Origin of the sequence: Sphingomonas sp. Leaf343, from assembly GCF_001423765.1 — a bacterium.
In the GTDB taxonomy this organism is placed as follows: domain Bacteria; phylum Pseudomonadota; class Alphaproteobacteria; order Sphingomonadales; family Sphingomonadaceae; genus Sphingomonas.
Genome location: NZ_LMPG01000015.1, coordinates 126,759 through 142,817 on the forward strand (window position 1 = coordinate 126,759; position 16,059 = coordinate 142,817).

Annotated in this window: 17 protein-coding genes; 11 read left to right on the forward strand and 6 right to left on the reverse strand. The window is 67.4% G+C overall.

Features of this window, described 5'->3' with window-relative positions; translation table 11 throughout:
* Positions 1-9: 9 nt before the first annotated feature.
* Positions 10-471, reverse strand: coding sequence for a hypothetical protein (locus ASG07_RS14895; RefSeq protein ID WP_055848878.1), 462 nt, complete (start codon positions 469-471; stop codon positions 10-12).
* Positions 468-920, reverse strand: a complete 453-nt coding sequence (locus tag ASG07_RS14900; RefSeq protein ID WP_055848524.1) for a copper chaperone PCu(A)C — start codon at positions 918-920, stop codon at positions 468-470. The genes ASG07_RS14895 and ASG07_RS14900 overlap by 4 nt, the downstream gene beginning before the upstream one ends.
* 161 nt (positions 921-1,081) lie before the next feature.
* Here ASG07_RS14900 and dnaK point away from each other — a divergent pair, with 161 nt between their 5' ends.
* Together dnaK and dnaJ are read left to right on the forward strand one after the other, a co-directional pair.
* Positions 1,082-2,986: a molecular chaperone DnaK gene (gene dnaK, locus ASG07_RS14905; protein WP_055848527.1), complete on the forward strand. Its 1,905-nt coding sequence runs from the start codon at positions 1,082-1,084 to the stop codon at positions 2,984-2,986.
* A gap of 65 nt (positions 2,987-3,051) precedes the next feature.
* A complete protein-coding gene (dnaJ, locus tag ASG07_RS14910) occupies positions 3,052-4,170 on the forward strand; it encodes a molecular chaperone DnaJ (protein ID WP_055848530.1) in 1,119 nt (372 codons plus the stop codon).
* A 337-nt stretch (positions 4,171-4,507) separates the two neighbouring features.
* Here dnaJ and ASG07_RS14915 read toward each other — a convergent pair whose 3' ends face one another.
* From ASG07_RS14915 to purB, 3 genes are all read right to left on the reverse strand, one after another.
* Positions 4,508-6,055 carry a methyl-accepting chemotaxis protein gene (locus ASG07_RS14915; protein WP_168377360.1) on the reverse strand — a complete coding sequence of 516 codons (1,548 nt, stop codon included), beginning with the start codon at positions 6,053-6,055 and terminating at the stop codon, positions 4,508-4,510.
* Positions 6,052-6,354 carry a hypothetical protein gene (locus ASG07_RS17545; RefSeq protein WP_168377361.1) on the reverse strand — a complete coding sequence of 101 codons (303 nt, stop codon included), beginning with the start codon at positions 6,352-6,354 and terminating at the stop codon, positions 6,052-6,054. The genes ASG07_RS14915 and ASG07_RS17545 overlap by 4 nt, the downstream gene beginning before the upstream one ends.
* A gap of 100 nt (positions 6,355-6,454) precedes the next feature.
* Positions 6,455-7,774 carry an adenylosuccinate lyase gene (purB, locus tag ASG07_RS14925; protein WP_055848540.1) on the reverse strand — a complete coding sequence of 440 codons (1,320 nt, stop codon included), beginning with the start codon at positions 7,772-7,774 and terminating at the stop codon, positions 6,455-6,457.
* Positions 7,775-7,984: 210 nt separating this feature from the next.
* On the opposite strand from purB, the gene ASG07_RS14930 reads away from it, so the two are divergent.
* Positions 7,985-8,509, forward strand: coding sequence for a calcium-binding protein (locus ASG07_RS14930; RefSeq protein ID WP_055848543.1), 525 nt, complete (start codon positions 7,985-7,987; stop codon positions 8,507-8,509).
* A 111-nt stretch (positions 8,510-8,620) separates the two neighbouring features.
* On the opposite strand, the gene radC is transcribed toward ASG07_RS14930, so the two are convergent.
* Entirely contained in the window at positions 8,621-9,304 is a 684-nt protein-coding gene (gene radC, locus ASG07_RS14935; RefSeq protein ID WP_055848546.1) for a RadC family protein, read from the reverse strand.
* A 127-nt stretch (positions 9,305-9,431) separates the two neighbouring features.
* On the opposite strand from radC, the gene ASG07_RS14940 reads away from it, so the two are divergent.
* The 8 genes from ASG07_RS14940 (at position 9,432) to ASG07_RS14975 (ending at position 15,929) form a co-directional block, all read left to right on the forward strand.
* Positions 9,432-12,581 (forward strand): YdbH domain-containing protein, encoded by a 3,150-nt coding sequence (locus ASG07_RS14940; RefSeq protein ID WP_082474843.1) that lies wholly within the window; start codon positions 9,432-9,434, stop codon positions 12,579-12,581.
* A 20-nt stretch (positions 12,582-12,601) separates the two neighbouring features.
* The gene (locus tag ASG07_RS14945) at positions 12,602-12,784 is read left to right on the forward strand and encodes a YnbE family lipoprotein (protein ID WP_082474857.1); all 183 of its coding nucleotides are present in this window, start codon (positions 12,602-12,604) and stop codon (positions 12,782-12,784) included.
* A gap of 1 nt (position 12,785) precedes the next feature.
* On the forward strand, positions 12,786-13,157 hold the full coding sequence (locus ASG07_RS14950; RefSeq protein ID WP_055848556.1) for a YdbL family protein: 372 nt from the start codon (positions 12,786-12,788) through the stop codon (positions 13,155-13,157).
* 83 nt (positions 13,158-13,240) lie between these two features.
* The gene (locus ASG07_RS14955) at positions 13,241-13,648 is read left to right on the forward strand and encodes an AtpZ/AtpI family protein (RefSeq protein WP_443024612.1); all 408 of its coding nucleotides are present in this window, start codon (positions 13,241-13,243) and stop codon (positions 13,646-13,648) included.
* A 16-nt stretch (positions 13,649-13,664) separates the two neighbouring features.
* Positions 13,665-14,471, forward strand: coding sequence for a F0F1 ATP synthase subunit A (locus tag ASG07_RS14960; protein ID WP_055848563.1), 807 nt, complete (start codon positions 13,665-13,667; stop codon positions 14,469-14,471).
* 62 nt (positions 14,472-14,533) lie between these two features.
* Positions 14,534-14,761 (forward strand): F0F1 ATP synthase subunit C, encoded by a 228-nt coding sequence (locus tag ASG07_RS14965; RefSeq protein ID WP_055848881.1) that lies wholly within the window; start codon positions 14,534-14,536, stop codon positions 14,759-14,761.
* Positions 14,762-14,818: 57 nt separating this feature from the next.
* A complete protein-coding gene (locus ASG07_RS14970) occupies positions 14,819-15,313 on the forward strand; it encodes a F0F1 ATP synthase subunit B family protein (RefSeq protein WP_055848566.1) in 495 nt (164 codons plus the stop codon).
* Positions 15,306-15,929, forward strand: coding sequence for a F0F1 ATP synthase subunit B family protein (locus tag ASG07_RS14975; RefSeq protein ID WP_055848569.1), 624 nt, complete (start codon positions 15,306-15,308; stop codon positions 15,927-15,929). The genes ASG07_RS14970 and ASG07_RS14975 overlap by 8 nt, the downstream gene beginning before the upstream one ends.
* The last annotated feature ends 130 nt before the right edge of the window (positions 15,930-16,059 follow it).

Below are 16,059 nucleotides of genomic sequence, written 5' to 3' on the forward strand. Positions count from 1 at the left end.
GGACGAGGCTCAGAACGGCAACAGCCCCTCATACACCTCCACCCCCGGCGCGCCGACGACCTTGGCCCCTGCGCGCAGGAGGAAGGCGTGGCGGACGATCTCCGCCTGTTGCTCGATCCCGTAGCGGTGGAAGGGTTGGCCCGGCTTCAGCGCATAGTCGTAGCGGCAGAAGGGATGGCGCTTCAGCGGCAGGCACAGGCCGCACTGATGCTGCCACACATGCACCATCTCGTGCACGAACAGCCCCTGCAGCTGGAGGCCCGCCGCCGCGTAGTCCTCCCGCCAGTCGAGGTTGTCCGGGTGGAGGTGGATGTGTCCGCGCGGTGCCATGACCGTACCGCGCGGCTGGAAGAACGCCCATTTCCAGCGTCGTATCTCGACCCCGGCATAGTCGATCCGGTCGCCGAACACATCGCGGGCGAGCGCGATCTCTCCAGCGGTCAGGGGACGTGCGGAGCGGGCCGGCGTCACTTCGGCGCCGGATCGCCCGCCGCGATCGCCCACGCCTTGCGCTGCATCCGCGATCCGTCCGAGAAGGTGAAGGTCAGGATCGTCGCGTCGCCCGGCTTCAACGCCGGGTTCAGGCCGAACAGCATCAGGTGACGCCCGCCCGGCGCGAACACGACATCGCCGCGCGCGGGCACGGCGACGCGGGTCAGCGGCGTCATTGTCATCATGCCGCCCGGCCCCTTCATGCTCTCGTGCATTTCGGTGCGGACGGCGAGGTCGGCGGCGACGTTGATGAGGACCGCGTCCTTCGCCGCGCCGTGCATCCTGAAATAGCCCGATGCCGGGCGCCCCGGGACGGCGGGCAGGCGGATCCACGGGTCCTCCGTCTCCACCGTCTCCGCCTTCAGGCAGCCGGACAGCATCGCCGCGCTGCACATCATCGGCGCCATCATCATCAAAAGCCCGCGCATTGCCGCCTGTCCCTTCGCGATACGAACATCGCACTAGGTTCCACGACTTCTTGCGGCAAGCGGCACGCCACCTATATCGCGCCCATCAACCGGTGATTGCGCCGCCGTAACGGGGCGCGGTCCCTAGGCCTATTTTGTTTGTTGAGGGGCATCTACGACTCATGGCTAAAGTAATCGGCATCGATCTCGGCACCACCAACAGCTGCGTCGCTGTGATGGAGGGCGGCAAGCCCAAGGTCATCGAGAACGCTGAGGGCGCGCGCACGACGCCGTCGATCGTCGCCTTCGCCAAGGACGGCGAGCGGCTGGTCGGCCAGCCGGCGAAGCGTCAGGCCGTCACCAACGGCGACAACACGATCTTCGCGGTGAAGCGCCTGATCGGCCGCCGTTTCGACGATCCGATCACCAAGAAGGACACCGAACTGGTGCCCTACAAGATCGCGCGCGGTTCGAACGGCGATGCGTGGGTGTCGGCCGGCGGCAAGGATTATTCGCCGTCGCAGATCAGCGCCTTCACGCTCCAGAAGATGAAGGAAACCGCCGAGTCCTATCTGGGCGAGACGGTCACGCAGGCGGTTATCACCGTGCCGGCGTATTTCAACGACGCCCAGCGTCAGGCGACCAAGGACGCCGGCCAGATCGCCGGTCTGGAAGTGCTGCGCATCATCAACGAGCCGACCGCGGCTGCTCTCGCCTACGGGTTGGAGAAGCAGGACGGCAAGACGATCGCGGTCTACGATCTGGGCGGCGGCACGTTCGACGTCTCGATCCTCGAGATCGGCGACGGCGTGTTCGAGGTGAAGGCCACCAACGGCGACACCTTCCTGGGCGGTGAGGATTTCGACAACAAGCTGGTCGAGTTCTTGGCCGAGGGCTTCAAGAAGGACGAGGGCATCGACCTCGCCAAGGACAAGCTGGCGCTCCAGCGTCTGAAGGAAGCCGCCGAAAAGGCGAAGATCGAGCTGTCGTCGGCGGCGTCGACCGAGGTCAACCTGCCGTTCATCACGGCCGATCAGAACGGTCCGAAGCATCTCGTCAAGACGATCAACCGCGCCGATCTGGAGCGTCTGGTCGACGATCTCATCAAGCGCACGATCGATCCGATGAAGAAGGCGCTGGCCGATGCCGGCCTGAAGACCGACGACATCAGCGAAGTCGTGCTGGTCGGCGGCATGACCCGCATGCCCAAGGTGCGCGAGGCGGTGAAGGCGTTCTTCGGCAAGGACCCGCACACGGGCGTGAACCCGGACGAGGTCGTGGCGATGGGCGCCGCGATCCAGGCGGGCGTGTTGCAGGGCGACGTCAAGGACGTGCTGCTGCTCGACGTGACGCCGCTGTCGCTGGGCATCGAGACGCTGGGTGGCGTGTTCACCCGGATGATCGATCGCAACACAACGATCCCGACCAAGAAGGCGCAGACCTATTCGACCGCCGACGACAACCAGGGCGCGGTGACGATCCGCGTGTTCCAGGGCGAGCGCGAGATGGCGGCGGACAACAAGATGCTGGGCCAGTTCGATCTGGTCGGTATTCCGCCGGCGCCGCGCGGCGTGCCGCAGATCGAGGTCACGTTCGACATCGACGCCAACGGTCTGGTCAACGTGTCGGCTAAGGACAAGGGCACCGGCAAGGAGCAGCAGATCCGCATCCAGGCGTCCGGTGGTCTGTCCGACAACGACATCGAGCAGATGGTCCGCGATGCGGAGCAGTTCGCCGAGGAGGACAAGAAGCGTCGTGCCGGTGCCGAGGCGAAGAACAACGCCGAATCGCTGATCCATACGACGGAGCGCCAGCTCGCCGACAATGGCGACAAGATCGACGTGTCGTTGAAGGGTGAGATCCAGACCGCGATCGACGCCGCCAAGGCGGCGGTCGAGGGTGGCGAGCCCGACGCGATGAACGAGAAGGCGCAGGCGCTGGCGCAGGTCGCGATGAAGATGGGGCAGGCGATCTACGAGAAGCAGCAGCAGTCGGAGGCGTCCCCCGCGCCCGACACCGCCGATGCGCCGAAGGAAGACGTGGTCGACGCCGAATTCTCGGAAGTCGACGACAGCCAGAAGGCGTAAAGCGTGAAGCACCTCCCGCCGTCGCTCCACCATCGGAGTGACGGCGGATTGGTCGAGGGGCAGTGATGAGTACCCAGGTCGATTATTACGAGCTGCTCGAATGCGAGCGTACCGCCGATGCGGGAATGCTGAAGAGCGCGTATCGCAAGCTCGCGATGAAGTATCATCCCGACAAGAATGCGGGCTGCAAGGATTCGGAGGCTCGGTTCAAGGCGGTATCCGAAGCGTACGAGGTGCTGAAGGACCCGCAGAAGCGCGCGGCGTATGACCGTTTCGGTCATGCCGCGTTCCAGCAGGGCGGCGGCGGTGGCGGCGCGCAGGATTTCGGCGGTTTCTCCGACATCTTCGAAAGCGTGTTCGGCGAGTTCATGGGCGGCGGTCGCGGCGGTCGCCAGCAGGCGCGGCGCGGTGCCGATCTGCGCTACGACATGGAAGTCACGCTGGAACAGGCGTTCCACGGATATGAGACGGAGATCACCGTCGACGTTTCCGCGCCATGCGACACCTGCCACGGATCGGGCGCGAAGCCGGGGACGCACGCGGCGACATGCCGCCAGTGCAACGGCCATGGCAAGGTGCGCGCGCAACAGGGTTTCTTCGTCGTCGAGCGCGCCTGCCCGGTCTGTCAGGGATCGGGGCAGGTCATCGCCGACCCATGCGGCGACTGTCGCGGCGAGGGTCGCGTCGACAAGACCAAGACGCTGACGGTCAACGTGCCTGCAGGTGTGGATGAAGGCACGCGCATCCGCCTGACCGGCGAGGGCGAGGCCGGGGCGCGTGGCGTGCCGCCGGGCGATCTCTACATCTTCCTGCACGTCAAGCGGCACGCGCTGTTCGAGCGCGAAGGGACGACGCTGTTCGCCCGCGCACCGATCAGCTTCACCACCGCGGCTCTCGGCGGATCGCTGGCCATCCCCGGCCTCGACGGCCGCACGCATGAAGTGAAAATCCCGGCGGGCATCCAGTCCGGCAAACAGCTGCGCCAGCGTGGCGCGGGCATGCCCGTGTTGCAGGGGCGCGGCTCGGGCGATCTCGTCATCCAGATCGAGGTGGAGACGCCGACGAGGCTGTCGGTCCGGCAGCGCGAATTGCTGGAGATGTTCCGCGAAACCGAAACCGGCGACGAATGTCCGGAGAGTCAGGGCTTCTTCGCAAAGCTGAAGGGCGTGTTCGCGGCAGAGTGATCGGCGGGGCTGGATGATGTCCCGGCTGCGGTGCGAAATGCGCTTCGGCTCGCCCGGCGCGCGGCGCTGTGGTCGACGATACTATAGAGCCAGGGCCTGTCCGCCCCCTCTCCCGAGAGGGCGGTGGCCGATGGATCAGAAGGTCGAAACGACCACCCCGACCACCAGCGCCTGGACCGCGATCACCAGCAAGGAGCTGGTCACGGTTTCGAACATACGCATGGTTGGGTCTCCGATGCCGGCGACATATCCGGCAAGCGCCAGATGGCGATGATTGCGTTTGGTCGCAATATCGTAACAGGCTATCGCAATTGCAGCGGACGCAATCGCGATCCGTTTACGCAGCCAGATGGCCTACGAAGCCTTCCGCTTCTTCCTGTAACCGCGCGGCGACGCTGCTCAGGCTGCCGGCCGCCTGCGCGACGCGGTCGGCCAGCGTCTCGGTGTCGCCAGCCATCCGGACGATGCCGGCGAACTCGTCGCTGAGCGCGCCGGCTCCGCCCGCGGCGGTATCGGCGGCGCGTTCGATCAGATCGGCGGTGGTGCGCTGGCGAGCGACCTCGGCCCGGATCGTCTCCGCAACCTCCGCCACGTCGTCGATCGTGCGGGCGATCGCGCCCAGCGCGTCGCGTGCCTCGCCCGCGCCACCGGCGATCGATCCCGCCAGCGACCGGATCTGGTCGGTCGCGCCGGTCGTCTGCCCCGCGAGCAGCTTCACCTCGCCCGCGACGACCGCGAAGCCGCGGCCGATCTCACCCGCCCGCGCGGCCTCGATCGTGGCGTTCAGCGCCAGCAGGTTGGTCTGGCCGGCGATCGCGCTGATCGTGTCGGCGAAGCCACCAACGGTCGCCGTCCGCGCGACCAGCGCATCGACGGCATGGTGACCGGTGTTGCTCAGGCTCCGCGCCGCGCCGCTCAGCGTCGCCTGACGCTCGACCGAGCCGCTGATCGTCGTGATCGACCGGCTGAGATCGTGAACGCGTTCCGCCAGTCGCGCCGCGCTGCGAGACGATTCACGGACGGATGTCGCGGTTCCGGCGGCATCGCGGCTGGTCTGCTGGGCCAGCCGGTGGAGTGACTTGGCCGATTCGTCCAGTTCGGCACAGGCGGTGCCTACCGTTTCCACCACGTCCGCGATGGATCGCCTGAATCCAACCGCGAGCGATACGAGCTCGGCACGCCGCGACTCGCCGGCGGCACGCTCCGCAGCCTCTCGCCGGGCCGTTTCCGACTGGGCACGCTGGTCAGCCGCGTGCGCCGCGTCGAGCGCGCGCTGCGTCTCTGCGCGCCCGGCGATCGCCGCGTCGGCAAGGCGCCGGCTTTCGTCCTGCACCTCGCGACGGTTCTTCAGCAGGCGCCGGAGCTGCGCGGTGATGTAGCTGAGCGCCGCGAATTGCAGCAGCACCGCGACCCCGTGGAACAGCACGCGGCCGAGACCCGCCTGATCGGCGAAGACCCAGTCGGGCATCAGCCACTCACCGATCAGATGATGGACGAGGATCAGGCTGGACGCGAGCAGCAGCGCCCGCCAGTCGCACAACAGGGTCAGGGCGGCGAGCGCGACGAAGAAATACATATGCCCGTCCATCTGCCACGGATGGCCGGACAGGATCATCACCAGCAGCGCGGGGTGCGCCGCCGCCAGCGTCGCGACGGTCAGGCGCGCCGCCAGATCATGCTGTCGGCGATAGAGGATCAGGGTCGGCGCGGCGTTGATGGCGATGCCCGCGGCGGTCGCTCCCCACGTCAGACCGCTGCCGATCGCCCAGCCGACCAGCGCCAGCACCAGCGTCGCGCCCCACCCGGCCAGCACGATCATACGGATGCCGTGCAAGCGCAGCGGCGCGAGGTCGCGTTCCTCCCCGGGCGTCTCGATCCGGGTCATCGGCCGCACCAGATCGTCGGGGCGGCAAGGGTCAGGATGCCTTTCGCCATCAGCGGCGCGAACAGGTGCGCGCGTTGTCCACGGACGATCAGCGATCCGGGCAGCGGACCCAGCCCGCCGATGCGCGCGCCGTGATCGAGCGCCAGATCGATCGTCGCCGCCGTCCGCGCCGGCAGCAGCGGGACGAGCAGCATCGCGCCCTCCGCCGGCGGGACGAGGATGCTGCCGCCGAGCAATGCCGCGACCGCAGCACATTGTGCGATGGCCAGGCGGTAAGGACGGAAAACGGCTCTCCTCATGCCGGTACGATGCGACCGGACCAGTTAATGCGCGGTTAGGAATGGTGCCGCGCGCGGAAATATTCACCTGATCTGGTTGGATATATTAGCGCGAGCGTCGTCAGTCGGCCGATCCGAACACGCGCCCGAAAATCGTGTCGACATGCTTGTAGTGGTAGTCGAGGTCGAAACGCGACGCGATTTCCTCCCGCGACAGCGCCGCGGCAACCTCCGGATCGGCCTGCAGCAGTTCCATCAGCGACAATGCGCCATCCGACTCCCACACTTTCATCGCGTTGCGCTGCACCAGCCGGTACGCATCCTCGCGGCTGACGCCCGCCTGCGTCAGCGCCAGCAATACGCGCTGCGAATGGACGAGGCCGCCCATCTTGTGCAGGTTCTTCGCCATCCGCTCCGGATAGACGACCAGCTTGTCCATCACCCCGGTCAGCCTCACCAGCGCGAAGTCGAGCGTGATCGTGGCGTCGGGGCCGATATAGCGCTCGACCGAAGAATGGCTGATATCGCGTTCATGCCAGAGCGCGACGTTCTCCAGCGCGGGCGTGACATAGCCGCGGACCATGCGCGCCAGACCGGTCAGATTCTCGGTCAGCACCGGATTGCGCTTGTGCGGCATCGCCGACGACCCCTTCTGGCCGGGGGAGAAATATTCCTCCGCCTCCAGCACCTCGGTCCGCTGCAAGTGGCGGATCTCGGTCGCCAGCCGCTCGATCGATCCGGCGATCACGCCCAGCGTGGCAAAGAACATCGCGTGGCGGTCGCGCGGGATCACCTGCGTCGATACCGGCTCGACGGTCAGGCCCATCTTCCCGGCGACATAGCTTTCCACGAACGGATCGATATTCGCGAAGGTGCCGACCGCGCCCGAGATCGCGCAGGTCGCGACATCCTCGCGCGCCGCCACCAGCCGAGCGCGGTTGCGATCGAACTCGGCATAGGCCTGCGCCAGTTTCAGGCCGAACGTCACCGGTTCGGCATGGATGCCGTGGCTGCGCCCGATCGTCGGCGTCAGCTTGTGTTCGACCGCGCGGCGCTTCAGCACCAGCAGCAGCGCATCGATATCGCTGATCAGGATGTCCGCCGCCCGGGCCAGCTGCACCGCCAGACAGGTATCGAGCACGTCGGACGAGGTCATCCCCTGATGCAGGAAGCGCGCTTCCGGACCGGTCCGCTCCGACACGTGCGTCAGGAAGGCGATGACGTCGTGCTTCGTCTCCGCCTCGATCGCGTCGATCCGCTCGACGTCGAACGGGCCGGCGGCGGCGTCCGCCTCCCAGATGCGGGCCGCAGCGTCCCTCGGCACCACGCCCAGTTCCGCCAGCGCGTCCGTCGCATGCGCCTCGATCTCGAACCAGATGCGGAACCGTGCCTCCGGCGTCCAGATCGCGGTCATGGCGGCGCGGGAATAGCGTGGGATCATGGCGGGCGTTCGTCCTGACAAGGCCACGATTCGTCGTGGCGGAAGGGGGCTAACCCCGTGGATTCGCGTGCGTTAGCATCGGCGTGTCCGACCAGCAAACTTGCAGATCAGGAACCCGCTTCTTAAATAAAGGTTGTAGCAGGCAGAGATCACGACGTCGGTACACTGGTACATCCAGCGATATCGACGTAAATTCGAAGGAGAATACCAATGATCCGCACGATCTTTCTCGCAAGCGCAATGACTGTTGCGGCACCGGTGCTGGCGCAGACGGCGACGCCGCCGGCGCAGACCACCACGACGAACCCGGCAGCGCCGTCGGCTCCGGCGACGACTGTGACGGATCAGGCGACTGCCGGTCAGTCGGTGCCGGTGCAAACCGCTCCGGCGACGACCGCACAGACGCAGCCCGCACCGGCGACGCCAACCGCATCGGCGCCGACAGCAACTGCTGACGCGACCACGGCCGCTCAGCCGGCGTCGGGCGATCAGGTCGCACAGGCGGTCGACACGCAGTTCGCCACCTATGACAAAAACGCTGACGGCAAGCTCGACAAGACCGAATTTGCGTCCTGGATGGTCGCGCTGAAGACGGCGAGCGATCCGGCGACGAAGGCTGACAGCCCGGCCACCAAGAAGTGGGTTGGTGCAGCGTTCGCCCAGGCCGACACGGACAAGAATAGCAGCCTCGACAAGACCGAGGTCACCGGGTTTCTGGCCCAGGGTCAGTCGTAATCCCCCAGCCGCCCTGCGCCACGGCGCAGGTTAGCAGCCGACGCCGCCGGGTTCCCCCTCCCGGCGGCGTTTGGCGTTTGACGGGTTCGCATCCGTCGATTGTTCCCGAGGCTAGATCAGGCCCTGTGCTCGCAGCGACGCATGTCCGCTGGTCCCGATGATGATGTGGTCGTGCACCGTGATGTTCAGCCGCTTGCCCACCTCGGCGATCGCCCGGGTCACATCGATGTCCGCACGGCTGGGCGATGGATCGCCCGACGGATGATTGTGGACAAGGATCAGCGATGCCGACCCCAGATCGATCGCGCGCCGGATGACCTCGCGGACATAGACGGCGGTCTGGTCGACCGATCCTTTGCTCATGATTTCGTCCCGGATCAGGATGTTGCGCGTGTTCAGATGCAGCACCCGGAACCGCTCGACCCCGTGATGCGCCATGTCGGCACGCAGATAGTCGAGCAGCGCCTGCCAATTGCCAAGTACCGGCCGCGCCGCGACGTTCGCGGCCAGCAACCGCGTCGCCGCCGCCTGCGCGATGCGGATCGCCGCCGCGCTCGTCTCGCCCATTCCGTCGACGCGCACCAGCGCCTCGCTGTCGGCGGCGAACAGCCCGCCCAGACCACCGAACTCGCGCAGCAGGGCCTTGGCAAGCGGTTTGGTATCCCGCCGCGGCAGCGCCAGTGCCAGCAGATACTCGACGATCTCATGATCCATCAGGCCGCCCGCATCCGCCAATAGCCGCCCGCGCAACCGCGCACGATGCCCGCTGGCGTCGGAAGGATCGGGTTCGGCCATGCGCCACTCGCTATCATCGATGAAAGCGCGGGACCAATCTGTGTCAGGAAACGGCCGCATTGTCGTTGTCCGGTCCGGCTTCACGCTTTAGGACGGCGCCCTGATTGCGGAACGGAGCGACGAACAGGTGGAGGACGACAGCGACGCCGTTCCTCGCGCCTCCACCCGCCGATATCCGGGGCGCCGTGTCTCCACCCGCCGGCGGGTGGCGCTGGCGCTCGCACTGGTCCTGATCGCCGCACTGATCCTGTTGTGGACGCAGCGTCGACCGATCGCGGGCCGCTTCGTCGACCGTGAACTCGCCACCGCGCGCGTTCCCGCCACCTATACGATCGCCGACCTCGGTCTGGGCCGGCAACGGTTGACGGACGTCGTCATCGGCGACCCCGCCGATCCCGATCTGGTCGCCGACTGGGTCGAGACGCGAACGGCGTTCGGTCTGTCCGGTCCGCGGCTGGAGGGGGTGCGCGCCGGCCACGTCCGGCTGCGCGCCCGCATCGCCGATGGCCGGGTGTCGCTGGGCGCGATCGATCGCCTGCTGCCGAAAGGACCCGAGGGACAGCCCTTCACGCTGCCCGCGCTCGACGTAACGGTGGACGATGCACGCCTGCGCCTCGAAACGCCGGCCGGACTGGTCGGGCTGAAGATCGCGGGGCGTGGCAGGCTGAACGACGGGTTTCGCGGCACCGTTGCGGCCGTGGCTCCGTCGCTCGCGACTTCAGGCTGTGCGGCGACCGGCGTCACCGCCACGATGCGCGTCGCGCTCGATCGCGGTCGTCCGCACCTGATCGGCCCGCTCCGTGCCGCTGCGATCACATGTCCGCAGGGGCGGGTTCTCGCTCCGGATGCCAGGATCGACCTGACGCTTTCCAGCGCGCTCGACCGATGGTCCGGCGATGCCCGCCTCGTCACCGGCGCCGCACGGGGACAGGGCATCAGGACCGCATCCGTCGCGGGCGATATCAGCTTCGCGGGCGACGCCGCGCTGACGCAGGGCAGGCTGGACGTGGCCGCGACGACGCTCCGCCAAGCGCGGGGCGGCGCGGATAGGGTCGCGATCACGGGCGATTATGGCATCGGCCGCCGCCTGGCGTTTCAGGGCCGGATCGCCGCAACGGACGCGGCGCTGTCGACGCCGTTGCTGGCGGATTTCAGAGACGCAGGTGCGGGCACGCCGGTCGCGCCGCTGGTCCGCGCGCTGTCCGATGCCGTCCACCGTGCCGGCAAGCGGACGGACCTGACCGTCGATCTGGCCGCCGCCACCGGGGCCGCGCGCATCAGCCGCATTGCGCTGACCGCCGCCAGTGGCGCGCGCGCGCGCTTCGACGGGGTGGTCACGGCCGACGAGCGCGGGCTGAGCGTCAACGGCGCTGTCGCTACCGACGGCGGCGGCTTGCCCGTCACCCGCATCGCACTGACGCAGCGACGCCCCGGTGCGCCGATCGGCGGCACCGCGCGCATCGATCCTTACACCGTCGCCGACGCCAGCCTGGCGCTGACGCCGGTCACCTTCTCGGTCACCGCCGGCGGCGCGACGCGGATCACGACGGTGGCGACGCTGAGCGGACCGCTGGGCGATGGCCGGGTGGAGCGACTGTCGTTGCCGCTGATCGCCGGCTGGAACGGCCGCACGCTGGTGGTAGGGCCGGGCTGTGCACCTTTGTCGTGGCAGGCGCTGCGCGTGTCCGGCATGAGTCTCGATTCGGCACGGCTGATGCTCTGCCCGACCGGCCCGGCGCTGGTGACGCTGAACGGTGGACGCCTGTCGGGTGGTGCAAGGCTGGCCGCGGGCGACCTCACCGGTCGGCTGGGCAGTACGCCGCTGCGCGTCACGACCGGCGGGGCGACGCTGGCGCTGGCCGATCGTGGCTTTGCGCTGACGCAGGTCGCCGCGTGGATCGGTGCGCCGGATCGCCAGACGCTGATCGAGGCGGCGACGCTGTCGGGCAGGGTCGCGAATGGCGGTGTCACGGGCATCTTCACGGGCGGCGGCGGGCGGATCGGTGCGGTGCCGCTGGTCCTGTCGGCGGCGGAGGGGCGCTGGAACCTGATCGGCGGCGTCCTCGATCTGGCGGGTACGCTGGCGGTATCGGACGCGCAGACCGACAATCCGCGGTTCCGGCCGATGCAGGCGCGCGACGTCGCGTTGCGGCTTGCGGGAAGCGGCATCGCCGCGTCCGGCACGTTGCACGAGCCCACGACCGGCACCCGCGTCGCCGGACTGCGGATCGATCACGCGCTGTCCACCGGTGTCGGCAGCGCCGATCTGACGGTGTCCGACCTCGCCTTTCGCGAAGGGTTCCAGCCGGAGTTGCTGACACCGTTGACCTTCGGCGTCGTCGCGGAGGTGCGCGGTACGGTTCGCGGCGGCGGGCATATCGCGTGGACCGGGCAGGGCGTCAACAGCACCGGCCGCTTCGCCACCGACGCGCTCGATCTGGCGGCGGCGTTCGGCCCCGTCACCGGCCTGTCGGGGACGATCGCGTTCGACGACCTGCTGGGGCTGCACACGCCCCCCGGTCAGGTCGCGACCGTCAAGACCGTCAACCCCGGCATCCCCGTATCGGACGGCACCGTCCGCTATCAGTTGCTCGGCGGCGTCCGTATCGGGGTGGAGGGCGCGCGCTGGCCGTTCGCGGGCGGTACGCTGACGCTCGATCCGACCGTGCTGGACTTCGATGCCGCGCACCAGCGCCGCATGACCTTTCGCGTCGATGGCGCGGGTGCCGGCATCTTCCTCCAGCAGTTCGATTTCGAGAATATCGACGCAACGGGCGTCTTCGACGGCGTGCTGCCGATGGTCTTCGACGAAACCGGCGGCCGGATCGAGAATGGCCGCCTGTCCGCGCGCCCCGGCGGCGGCAGCCTCGCCTATGTCGGCACGCTGACGCAGCAACAGCTCGGCACCTGGGGCAATCTGGCGTTCCAGGCGCTGAAATCGCTGAAGTACCGCAGCCTGTCGCTGGTGCTGAACGGTCCGCTGACCGGCGAGATGATTACCGACGTGCGCTTCGCCGGGATCAGCCAGGGGGAGGGGGCGAAGTCCAACTTCCTGATCCGTCGGCTCCAGAAGCTGCCCTTCGTCTTCAATATCAGGATCAAGGCGCCTTTCCGCGGCCTGCTCGATTCGGCGCAGTCCTTCTATGACCCGCGCCGCCTGATCCAGCGCAACCTGCCGACGCTGCTGGACGAACAGAACAAGCGGGCGACGGCCCCCGGCACGCCCGCCCCCGCGACCCCACCCGTTCAGACCCCCGAAAGCGAGACGATGCGATGAACCGTTCGAGGTTGACGACGATGCGAACGATCACGACTGTAACCCTGCTGATCGCGAGCGGTGCGACGGGCGGCTGCGTCAATGTCAGCGCGCCCGACAAGCCGATCGAGATCAACCTCAACATCAACGTGACGCAGGAAGTGGTGTATCGCCTCGACAACGAAGCGAAATCGCTGATCCAGCAGAACCCGGGGATATTCTAGGATGAACGCCAAGTTCGTAATCGTCGCCGGCCTCGCGCTCGGTCTCGCGACCGCCGCGTCGGCGCAGCGCGACCCCGCCTACGCCGCCGCGCGATCCGCCGGGCAGGTCGGCGAGCAGCCCGATGGCTATATCGGTATCGTCGGGGCGGCATCGGGCGACCTGCGCGCGCTGGTCAACAGCATCAACATCCAGCGCAAGTCCGCCTATACGCAAAAGGCGACCGCCAGCGGCGCGACGGTGGAGCAGCTCGCCTTCACCAGCGGCTGCAACCTGATCGCGCAGACCAGTGCGGGAGAAAAGTACAAGGGCCCGGACGGGGTCTGGAAGACCCGCACCGCCGCCGCGCCGGACCGTGATTCCCGCTGCGTTTGAGGAGACGGATCGGTACCGGCGTGTACCGGTCCGCCGCCAACCCGGTTGACTTGCCCGCCCCCCCTTTCTAAACGGGCCGCGCCTTGGCGGGGTCGCTCGCCGTTTGCGCGTTTTCTCCCCTGTTGAGGCCATTGGTTTCGGCCAGAATGGTTTCCGGCAGGGGATGGCGCGTGGCGGAAGACGACTCCGGACAGGACTTCGGCAAGGCGGAGGATCCGCGACTGACTTCGCTCGACGAGCGGCTGCGTCAGGCGCGTGATACCGAAGCGGCGCGGTCGGGGGTGAAGAAGCAGGATACGGACCGGGGCTATAGCCAGGGTAATCGTGTCATCTCCGCCCTGATCGGAAGTCTCGTCGGCAGCGCGCTGATCGGCTGGTTGATAGACCGCTGGTTCGGCACCGCGCCCTGGGGTCTGATCGTGATGCTGTTCCTCGGGATAGCGGTCGCGTTCAGGCAAATTATTCGGATAGGTGGCGAGCGCCCGGAATAAACCGGGCGCTTGTCGTATGTGGAGCGCGAACGTGGCGGCGGCAGAAGGCAGCAAGATCGATCCGATGCACCAGTTCCTGATCGAGCCGGTGGCCGGCTCGCATTGGGTGGTGGGCGGTTACGACCTGTCGTTCACCAATTCCGCATTGTGGATGGTGGTGACGCTGGCGTCGCTGGCCGCGTTCATGATCGGCGGCATGAAGCGCGAGCTGGTGCCCGGTCGCTGGCAGGCGGCGGTGGAGGGCTTCACCGGCTTCGTCTCGGCGATGCTGGTGTCGAACGTCGGCCCCGCGGGCAAGCGCTTCATCCCCTACGTCTTCTCTCTGTTCATGTTCATCCTGTTCGCGAACATCCTGGGCCTGCTGCCGTTCGGCGTGGTGCCCGGCGTGCATCCATTCACCGTGACCAGCCATTTGACGGTAACCGGCGTGCTGGCGATCATCAGCTTCGCGATCGTGCTGATCGTCGGCTTCGGCAAGCACGGCTTCCACTTCTTCTCGCTGTTCGTGCCGCACGGCACGCCCGTCGTGATGATCCCGCTGATCTTCGTCGTCGAGCTTATGAGCTTTCTGGTGCGCCCCTTTTCGCTGGGTCTGCGACTGTTCGTCGCGATGACCGCGGGGCACATCCTGCTCAAGGTGCTGGCGGCGTTCGTCATCAACGGCATCAACATGGGGCCGGGCTATGTCGCCCTGGTGTCGCTGCCCAGCTTCGCGCTGATGGTCGGCATCACGCTTCTCGAGCTGTTGGTCGCGGGCATTCAGGCCTATGTCTTCGCGCTCTTGACCTCCGTGTACCTCAACGATGCGGTGAATCTGCACTGATCGCCCGCGTTGAGCTGAATTTCCGACTTAACTTCCGACCTAATCTGACTGGAGTGAATATCATGGACGTTGATGCCGCAAAGATGATCGGCGCTGGCCTCGCGGCGATCGGCATGGGCCTCGCCTCGCTCGGCGTGGGCAACGTGTTCGCGAAGTTCCTGGAAGGCGCGCTGCGCAATCCGGGTGCCGCCGACAGCCAGCAGGGCCGTCTGTTCATCGGCTTCGCGGGCGCCGAGCTTCTCGGTCTGCTCGCATTCGTGACGATGATCATCCTGGTGTTCGTCGCCTAACAACACCGGATGTCGTGCCGGGCGGATCGTCCGCCCGGCCGATATCGAAGGAAGCCGATGCCACAGATTTCCCAGATCGCCGCCACCTATGCGTCGCAGATCTTCTGGCTGCTCATCACCTTCGGCCTGCTCTACTTCGTGGTGGGCAAGGGGATGGTGACGAAGATCGTCGCCACGGTCGACGCCCGCGAGGCGAAGATCGAGGGCGATCTCGCCGCTGCCGAAGCCGCCCGTCGTCAGGCGGACACGGTCGAGGACGCGTGGCGGGCGCAGATGGAAGCGGCGCGCGTCGCTGCGGCCGCTGAGACGGCGGCTGCCAAGGCGCAGGCGACCCAGTCGGCCGAGGCTCAGGTCAAGGCGGCGGACGCCAGCCTGGCCGAGCGTCTGGGCCATCATGATTTCGCGATCGCCAACGCCAAGGCGGAGGCGCTCGCCAATCTGGACACCGTGGCGGCCGAAGCGGCGCAGCAACTGGTGGCGAAGCTGTCCGGCATCGACGTCAGCGTCGATCAGGCGGCGCATGCGGTTCGCGAGGTAAGGGCACATGGCTAATCCCGGTTTCAGCGCCGACGCGGTGAACTCCACCTCCCTGACCGAACGCCCGATCAAGGACGAGGACGGTCTGGAACATGGTACCGCCGGCACTGTCGCGGGTGGTGAGGAGCATGTCGCATCGCCGACTGCGCTCGGGTTCGATTCGACGGGCTGGGTGGCGATCGCCGCGATCGTCGTGCTCATCATCATGCTGGTGAAGAAGGTGCCCGCCGCGATCGGCGGGATGCTGGACACCCGCATCGCCGCGATCCGGTCACAGCTGGACGAGGCGTCGAAGCTGCGCGCCGAAGCGGAGGCGCTGCGTGCCGAATACGAGGCGAAGGCCAGGGCCGCCGAAGCCGATGCCGAGACGATGCGCGCCCATGCGCATCAGGAAGCACACCAGATCCTCGTCAAGGCGAAGGCCGATGCCGAGGCGCTGATGGAGCGTCGGGCCAAAATGGCCGAGGACAAGATCGCCGCCGCCGAGCGCGCCGCGATCGCCGAAGTCCGTGCCCGCGCGGCGGACGCCGCCGCCAGGGCGGCGGGTCTGCTGATCGCGGAGCATCACGGCGTGGATGCCGACCGGCGCATGATCGACCGCACGATCGCCGGGCTCGGCCGCCCGAACTGATCCCAGATCGGAAGGGGCGGGCGCAGGATCGTCCTTCCCCCTTCGCTCGTGCCAGCATGGCTGTGGCACGTAATCGATTCCTGTAAGCGTTGGCCAAGGGCTAGCGGCAGGAAGGGCAGACCGCCTCTTT

Excerpts from the sequence above, each read along its gene's own strand:
- ASG07_RS14900 (WP_055848524.1), bottom strand. The coding sequence starts at position 920 with ATGCGCGGGCTTTTGATGATGATGGCGCCGATGATGTGCAGCGCGGCG.
- dnaK (WP_055848527.1), top strand. The coding sequence starts at position 1,082 with ATGGCTAAAGTAATCGGCATCGATCTCGGCACCACCAACAGCTGCGTC.
- dnaJ (WP_055848530.1), top strand. The coding sequence starts at position 3,052 with ATGAGTACCCAGGTCGATTATTACGAGCTGCTCGAATGCGAGCGTACC.
- ASG07_RS14915 (WP_168377360.1), bottom strand. The coding sequence starts at position 6,055 with ATGACCCGGATCGAGACGCCCGGGGAGGAACGCGACCTCGCGCCGCTG.
- ASG07_RS17545 (WP_168377361.1), bottom strand. The coding sequence starts at position 6,354 with ATGAGGAGAGCCGTTTTCCGTCCTTACCGCCTGGCCATCGCACAATGT.
- purB (WP_055848540.1), bottom strand. The coding sequence starts at position 7,774 with ATGATCCCACGCTATTCCCGCGCCGCCATGACCGCGATCTGGACGCCG.
- ASG07_RS14930 (WP_055848543.1), top strand. The coding sequence starts at position 7,985 with ATGATCCGCACGATCTTTCTCGCAAGCGCAATGACTGTTGCGGCACCG.
- radC (WP_055848546.1), bottom strand. The coding sequence starts at position 9,304 with ATGGCCGAACCCGATCCTTCCGACGCCAGCGGGCATCGTGCGCGGTTG.
- ASG07_RS14945 (WP_082474857.1), top strand. The coding sequence starts at position 12,602 with ATGCGAACGATCACGACTGTAACCCTGCTGATCGCGAGCGGTGCGACG.
- ASG07_RS14950 (WP_055848556.1), top strand. The coding sequence starts at position 12,786 with ATGAACGCCAAGTTCGTAATCGTCGCCGGCCTCGCGCTCGGTCTCGCG.
- ASG07_RS14960 (WP_055848563.1), top strand. The coding sequence starts at position 13,665 with ATGTGGAGCGCGAACGTGGCGGCGGCAGAAGGCAGCAAGATCGATCCG.
- ASG07_RS14965 (WP_055848881.1), top strand. The coding sequence starts at position 14,534 with ATGGACGTTGATGCCGCAAAGATGATCGGCGCTGGCCTCGCGGCGATC.
- ASG07_RS14970 (WP_055848566.1), top strand. The coding sequence starts at position 14,819 with ATGCCACAGATTTCCCAGATCGCCGCCACCTATGCGTCGCAGATCTTC.
- ASG07_RS14975 (WP_055848569.1), top strand. The coding sequence starts at position 15,306 with ATGGCTAATCCCGGTTTCAGCGCCGACGCGGTGAACTCCACCTCCCTG.